The following is a 6,469-nucleotide window of genomic DNA, read 5'->3' as shown; positions in this document are numbered from 1 at the left end:
GCGCATGGCGCTCCTCTCCGCCGTTGTCGGCGTGAACTGAACCCCCGAACGACGCTTCTACCGGCCGGGGCGCGCCCCCGGCCCGACTCTTCCACATTCCCGGAGTCATGACCATGGCCCACGACAAGACCACGACCGAAGCCCCGAAGAAGAAGGGCTTCAAGATGCCCGACATCTACATCATCCTCGGCATCTTCATCCTCTTCATGGCGGTGCTCACGTACATCGTCCCCGCGGGGCAGTACGACCGCGCCGTCGTTGAAACCGCCCACGGCACGCAGAACCTCGTCGTCGCCGGGACGTACAAGGCGGTGGAGCAGCACCCCGCCGGCCTCTTCGACATCATCACCGCGATCCCGTACGGGTTTGAGCGCGCCGCCGCGATCGTCTGCCTCACCTTCATGGTGGGCGCCTGCATGGGCCTCATCAAGCGTGCGGGCCTGATCGACCTCGGCGTGCAGCGCCTCTCGAAGGCGGTGGGTTCCTCGGAATTCCTCGTCGCCCCGATCCTGATGCTCGTGCTCTCGCTTCTCGCCGCCTTCATCGGCGTGCCGGAACTCTCGCTCGCGTACCTCCCCGTATTCCTCCCGCTCTTCTACAGACTCGGCTATGACGGGATGACCGCGACCGCCGTCGCGCTCCTCGGGCCCTGCATGGGCTTCACCTTCGGCCTCACGATTCCGGGTTCGGTCGGCATGGGTCAGCAGATCGCGCAGATCGAGATGTTCTCGGGTTCGGGCCTTCGCGCCGTCGTCCTCGCGATCGTCATCCTCATCTCGATCGTCTACGTCATGGTCTACGCCCAACGCGTGAAGAAGGACCCGACGAAGAGCCTCACGTACGAAACCGACAAGGAACTCCGCGCGAAGTTCGCCGAAGAGGAAGCCGCGAAGACGGGCGGCGAAGAAATGGTCTTCACGCAGCGCCAGGTCTGGGCCGGCATCTCCTGCCTCGTCCTCTTCCCCATCGCCATCTACCTCATCCTCTCGATGAACCTCGGGTTCCAGGCGATCGGCGGTCTCTTCCTCGCGATCGGCATCATCGCCGCCGTCATCGCCGGGAAGAGCGCGCAGGAAATCTGCAACGACATCAACGCCGGCATGCGCGACCTCATGGTGGGGGCGCTCCTCTGCGGCGTCGCCGCGGCCATCGCGGTCGTCATGGACAAGGGCGTGATCACGGACACGATCGTCTACTGGCTGGAAGGCATGCTCGCCTCGGTGCCGCCCGCCTTCTCCGCCATCGCGATGTTCTGGGAACAGGCGATCTTCAACGCGCTCATCCCGGGCGCCACCGCGCTCACCATTCTGACGATGCCGATTCTCTCGCCCCTGGGCACGCTTCTCGACGTGTCGCAGCAGGCGATCGTCTCGGCGAACGCCTGGGGCGGCCAGCTCACCGACATCTTCTTCCCGACGTCGGGCTTCTTCATCGCCACGCTCGTCATCGCGAAGGTCGATTACATGAAGTGGATCCGCTTCTATACTCCGCTGATGCTCATCCTCGGCGCTGTCTGCTGCGGCGCTCTCTATCTCCAGCAGGTCTTCGACCTCGCGTTCTGACGGAGTCACCAACATGCATGATCTGATCGTTAAGAACGGCCGCGTCGTCCTCGCCGACGAAGTCGCCACCGTGGACATCGCCGTCAAGGACGGCCGCATCGCCGAAATCGCCCACAAGATCGATCCGGCCTCGGCCAAGGAAGTCATCGACGCCGCGGGGCTCTACGTGATGCCCGGCATGGTCGACCCGCACATGCACGTCTCGGAACCGGGCCGCACCGAATGGGAAGGCTACGAAACCGGCACCAAGGCGATGGCCGCGGGCGGCATCACCTCGTTCGTCGAGATGCCCCTCAACACGATCCCCGCCACGACGACGGTCGAGACGCTCGAATTGAAGCTCAAAGCCGCCGAAAATCAGTGCTGGGTCGACTACAGCCCGATGGGCGGGATCGTTCCCTGGAACCTGGACGACCTCGCGCCCTTGGCCGACGCCGGCGTCGCCGCCTTCAAGGCGTTCGTCGCGACCTGCGGGTCGGGAAAGCCCGGCGACTTCAAGAACGTCACCGACTACGAACTCTTCGAGGGCTGCAAACGCGTCGCCGAGAAGGACGGCCTCGTGGTCGTGCACTGCGAAAACGCCACGGTGACGGACGGCCTCGGGAAGGCGGCGGAAGCCGCCGGGAAGACGCTTCTTTCCGACTACGTCGCCTCGCGCCCCATCTGGACCGAAGTCGAAGCCGTGCACCGCGTGCTCATGATCGCGGAGGCCGCCGGCTGCCGCATCCACATCGCGCACTGCTCGTGCGCCGAAGTGATCGAAGAGGTGATGCGCGCCCAGGCCCGCGGCGTCGACGCGAGCTTTGAATCGTGCCCGCACTACTTCCTTCTCTGCACGGAAGAGTTGGACGCGATCGGCGCGAAGGCGAAGTGCTCGCCTCCGATCCGCGACCGCCGTCACCAGGTCGAGCTTTGGGAACTCCTCGCCTCGGGCGGGATCGAAATGCTCGTTTCCGACCACTCGCCCTGCACGCCGGACCTCAAGTCGTCGGACAATGCCTTCCGCGCCTGGGGCGGCATCAGCGGCGCGCAGAACTGCGTCGACGCGATGTTCGACGAGGCGGTTCTGAAGCGCCACATCAGCCCGGTCGTGCTCGCCCGTGCGCTCGCGACCAACGCGGCGCGCCGCTTCCGCCTCAAAGGCAAGGGCGAGATCGCGCTTGGGTTCGACGCCGACCTCGTCCTGATCGACCCCAAGAAGAGCTACGTTCTGAAGGCCGAAGATCTCTACTACAAGAACAAGTTCTCGGCCTACGAAGGCCGTGAGATCGGCTGCCGGATCGCGCGCACCATCGTGCGCGGCCGCACGGTCTACACGCTCGAAGACGGGATCGTGGGCGAAGCCGCCGGGAAGCGCATCGAACTCTCGAAGTAACCCCGGCGACGGCTGAAAGTATCTGCCGTTACTTCCTCAGGATGGCCTCTGCGCCTAGGGCGCGGAGGCCTCTTTCGTCTTTGGGCGACGGGTGTTGTACAATTATGTCGTTGAATGACACATGGTTGTCACCTCAGGCCCAAGGTCCCCCAAAGGGATTGCCGAGAATCAGGGTATCCGCAATGCACCAATCAAAATACGGAGACCCATGATGACAGACCACCTTCACGGCGTGGACACGGAAAGCGTGCTCGCCAATGAGGATCTCCTGCCGACCAAACAGACCTGGAACTGGTACAACATCTTCGCCTTCTGGATGTCGGACGTCCACAGCGCGGGCGGCTACGTCTTCGCAGGCACCCTCTTTTCGCTCGGGCTTGCCGGCTGGCAGGTCTTCGTTTCCCTCATCCTCGGGATCGTGATCGTTCAGATCCTCGCGAACATCATCGGCGTGCCGAGCCAGCGCTACGCCGTGCCCTTCCCTGTCATGAGCCGCATGACCTACGGCGTCTACGGGTCGAACACCCCGGCCTTGATCCGCGGGATCATCGCCGTCGTCTGGTACGGGATTCAGACGTACCTTGCGAGCGCGGCGCTGCTCGTGGTCGTGCTCTACTACTTCCCCGAACTTCAGCCCATGGCCGAGGTGAAGTTCCTCGGGCTCTCGCATTTGGGCTGGTGGTGCTTCATCGCGATGTGGCTCGCGCAGACGGCGCTCTTTCTCGCGCGCATGGACGTCATCCGCCGCTTCATCGACTGGGCGGGCCCCGCCGTCTACGTCGTCATGGTGATCCTGATGATCTACGTGATCGCCGAGGCCGGTTGGGAGAACATTTCCTTCTCGCTCTCGGAGCGCACGCTCACGCCGCCGGAAGTCATTTGGAACATCATTCTCGGGGCCGCCCTCATCGTCTCCTACTTCGCCGGACCCACCCTCCACTACGGCGACTTCTCCCGCTACTGCAAGAGCTTGAAGGACATGCGCCGCGGGAACTTCTGGGGGCTTCCAATCAACTTCGTCTTCTTCTCCTCGATCGCCGTCATCACGATTTCGGGGACGCCCGCCGTCTTCGGTCAGATGCTGATCGACCCGATCGCCTTGATGGGCCACCTCGACAACAAGTGGGCCGTGCTCCTTTTGGGCTTCACGCTCCTCACCGCCACGGTGGGCGTCAACATCGTCGCGAACTTCATTTCGGCCGCCTTCGACATCTCGAACGTCTTCCCGAAGGTGATCACCTGGCGCCGAGGGGGCCTGATCGCCGCCGTCGTCTCGGTGCTGATCCTCCCCTGGAACCTCTTCTCCACGCCCGAAGTCATCCACCACACGATCGACCTTCTGGCCGGCTTCATCGGCCCGATCTACGGGATCATGATCGTCGACTTCTACGCCGTGAAGCACCGCATCGTGCACGTGCCGGACCTCTACAACACGTCCTCCGACGGGCGCTACTGGTACAAAAAGGGCGTCAACCCGCGCGCCGTCGCGGCGCTCATCCCGGCGGGGCTGTGCAGCGTGGGCGCGCTCCTCGTTCCGGGCGGGATCTCGAACTTCTCGTTCTTCATCGGGGTGGCGGTTTCGAGCCTTCTCTACTACCTGATCAACCGAGACCTCATCAACGGTCAACCGCAGAGCTGAGCGCGAAACCCTACGCGCGCGACGTTCGGAAGGCGTCCAGGCGGATCCCTGAGGGGGGACGCCCGGGCGCCTTTTTCGCGACCCCGCTCAGGCCTCCTTGCTCCCCGTCTCACCGCGCACGAGTTCCACGACGAACCTCGTCCCCGCGACGGCGCCTTCGGGCGTCGGGATGTCTTCAAAGCGGAAGCCCCAACCGCAGCGGTCCGCGAAGCGCCGCACGAGGTGAAGCCCGATCCCGTGCCCGACGTCGCGCGAGAGATTCACGCGCCCTTCACCCTTCCCGAAGTCGTCGAAGAGCCCCTCGCGCTTCTCGGGCGCAATGCCGCCCCCGGTGTCCTCCACCCGGAAGCCCGTCGCGGTTTCCGTCACGACGACGGCGCCCTAGCGCGTGTGAAGCACGGCGTTCTTGATGATGTTGGACGCGACCGTCCCCAAGAGGACCGGCGAGAAGGCCCCTTCGCAGCGGGCTTCGGTGACGAAGCTCAACGAGAGCCCCTTCTCCTTGGCAGGTCCCGACCAGATTTCGCGCATCCGCCCCATGATTTTGGAGACGGTGTCGGTCGCCTGGAGTTCCGCCTCGTAGGCGTCCCCTGCGAAAGCCAAAAAGCTCGTGATCAGCTCATCCATTTCGAGGAGCGCCCGGTGGGCGCGCTCGACGTGCTTTTCCTGGTGCGGACTCAAAGGCGACATCCCGAGCATCTCGAGGCTCATCCGCGCGGTCGTGAGGGGCGTGGCGAGTTCGTGGCTCACGTCCCCCGCGAAGGCGCGCTCGCGCTCCAGGGCGTCGTAGAGCCTCCGGAAGCTCCCGTCCACCACCGCACCCAAGCGGCCCACCTCGTCCCCGTGCGCGTCGTGGGCGCCGAGCCCCTCGTAGCGGTGGGACTTCGTGCGGTCTTCGATCATGTTCGTGAGCTCTCTCACGGGCTTCAGAATGACGATCGCGAGGAAGCTCCCCGCCGCGGCGACGGCGATGAGAAGGATCACCGCGACGGCAAGGAAGATGTGCTCCAACTCGCTCTCATAGTCGAAAGTCGTGAGTCGGATTCGGGAGATGATGTATTCGTTGCCGCCGATGCGTCCGCGATAGACGTAAAGATCGCGTCCGTCCTGGTGGTCCGGGAAGACGGAAAAGCCTTGAGGCACGTCCGCCCAAGCGGGCGGAATCGGTTTGAAGCGGGGGTCGGTACCCACAACTTCCACGGTTGAAGGCAAAATCGTGATGGCGTCATGAAGGCTCGCCACCCTCTATCATGAAAGAGGTGGGAGCCCTCGGCACGCGACCAGTCTGCGTACGTTTTTTTGGCACCGCACCGCATCGCGGTTACCGATGCAAAATTGCAGCCGATCTTTCGCACCCTATATTGCTCTGTCTCTCATTGAGAGAACTAGGCGTATGGAAAAATGAGCGCATCTTCCGAGCGGAAGCTGTGTCTGCTGTTTCTCCAACATCACCCGTATGCCGAGGGCTCGCCAAACCCCACCCAGTTACAGGAGGGGCTATGAGCAAGTCTAAGCCAAAACCACTGCGATCCGCGCTAGCTGAGGTCAGTGCTCCCGAAATCACTGTCCGCGCCCGCTACCGCTCCGCAATCGGCATCGACGTGCATCTGGGCCTCCTTGTGTGTTGCTTCCAGAGGCAAGACGACAATCACCGGGAGTACCAGGAATCTCGCGACTTCCATACTGACCGCGCGGGCATTGAAGAGTTCGTTGCATGGTGCAAGGAATGCAATCCCGACATCTTCGATGTGTCATTCACATTGCGCTTAGGCCCGCCGAGACCCAACGCCATTACCGCAGACGAGACGAACAAAACAGCAAGCGAAACAATGAACTTTTTATGGTTTCCTCCTTGCCTTCTACTTTAGGAACCTCTTCACGGAAGAGGTTCGA

5 protein-coding genes are annotated in these 6,469 nt (G+C 63.1%); 3 read left to right on the top strand and 2 right to left on the bottom strand.

The window, feature by feature from the left end; all coding sequences use genetic code 11:
* The first annotated feature begins 113 nt into the window (after window positions 1-113).
* From HMPREF9440_RS02180 to HMPREF9440_RS02170, 3 genes are all read left to right on the top strand, one after another.
* Window positions 114-1,562 carry a YfcC family protein gene (locus HMPREF9440_RS02180; protein WP_040763243.1) on the top strand — a complete coding sequence of 483 codons (1,449 nt, stop codon included), beginning with the start codon at window positions 114-116 and terminating at the stop codon, window positions 1,560-1,562.
* A gap of 13 nt (window positions 1,563-1,575) precedes the next feature.
* Window positions 1,576-2,937, top strand: coding sequence for an allantoinase AllB (gene allB / locus HMPREF9440_RS02175; RefSeq protein ID WP_008541061.1), 1,362 nt, complete (start codon window positions 1,576-1,578; stop codon window positions 2,935-2,937).
* A 208-nt stretch (window positions 2,938-3,145) separates the two neighbouring features.
* Entirely contained in the window at window positions 3,146-4,576 is a 1,431-nt protein-coding gene (locus tag HMPREF9440_RS02170) for an NCS1 family nucleobase:cation symporter-1 (RefSeq protein WP_008541060.1), read from the top strand.
* A gap of 87 nt (window positions 4,577-4,663) precedes the next feature.
* On the opposite strand, the gene HMPREF9440_RS02165 is transcribed toward HMPREF9440_RS02170, so the two are convergent.
* Both HMPREF9440_RS02165 and HMPREF9440_RS02160 read right to left on the bottom strand, forming a co-directional pair.
* Window positions 4,664-4,945, bottom strand: a complete 282-nt coding sequence (locus tag HMPREF9440_RS02165) for an ATP-binding protein (RefSeq protein WP_008541059.1) — start codon at window positions 4,943-4,945, stop codon at window positions 4,664-4,666.
* 12 nt (window positions 4,946-4,957) lie between these two features.
* On the bottom strand, window positions 4,958-5,776 hold the full coding sequence (locus HMPREF9440_RS02160; RefSeq protein WP_172634268.1) for a sensor histidine kinase: 819 nt from the start codon (window positions 5,774-5,776) through the stop codon (window positions 4,958-4,960).
* Between the last annotated feature and the right edge of the window lie 693 nt (window positions 5,777-6,469).

Origin of the sequence: Sutterella parvirubra YIT 11816 (genome assembly GCF_000250875.1) — a bacterium.
GTDB classification, from domain to species: domain Bacteria; phylum Pseudomonadota; class Gammaproteobacteria; order Burkholderiales; family Burkholderiaceae_F; genus Sutterella; species Sutterella parvirubra.
Note: the sequence above shows the minus strand (reverse complement) of the source record. Positions and strands in the feature narration are given on the sequence as shown.

Bases quoted from the DNA above. Each gene is read 5' to 3' on its own strand.
- HMPREF9440_RS02180 (WP_040763243.1), top strand. From the start codon at position 114: ATGGCCCACGACAAGACCACGACCGAAGCCCCGAAGAAGAAGGGCTTC.
- allB (WP_008541061.1), top strand. From the start codon at position 1,576: ATGCATGATCTGATCGTTAAGAACGGCCGCGTCGTCCTCGCCGACGAA.
- HMPREF9440_RS02170 (WP_008541060.1), top strand. From the start codon at position 3,146: ATGATGACAGACCACCTTCACGGCGTGGACACGGAAAGCGTGCTCGCC.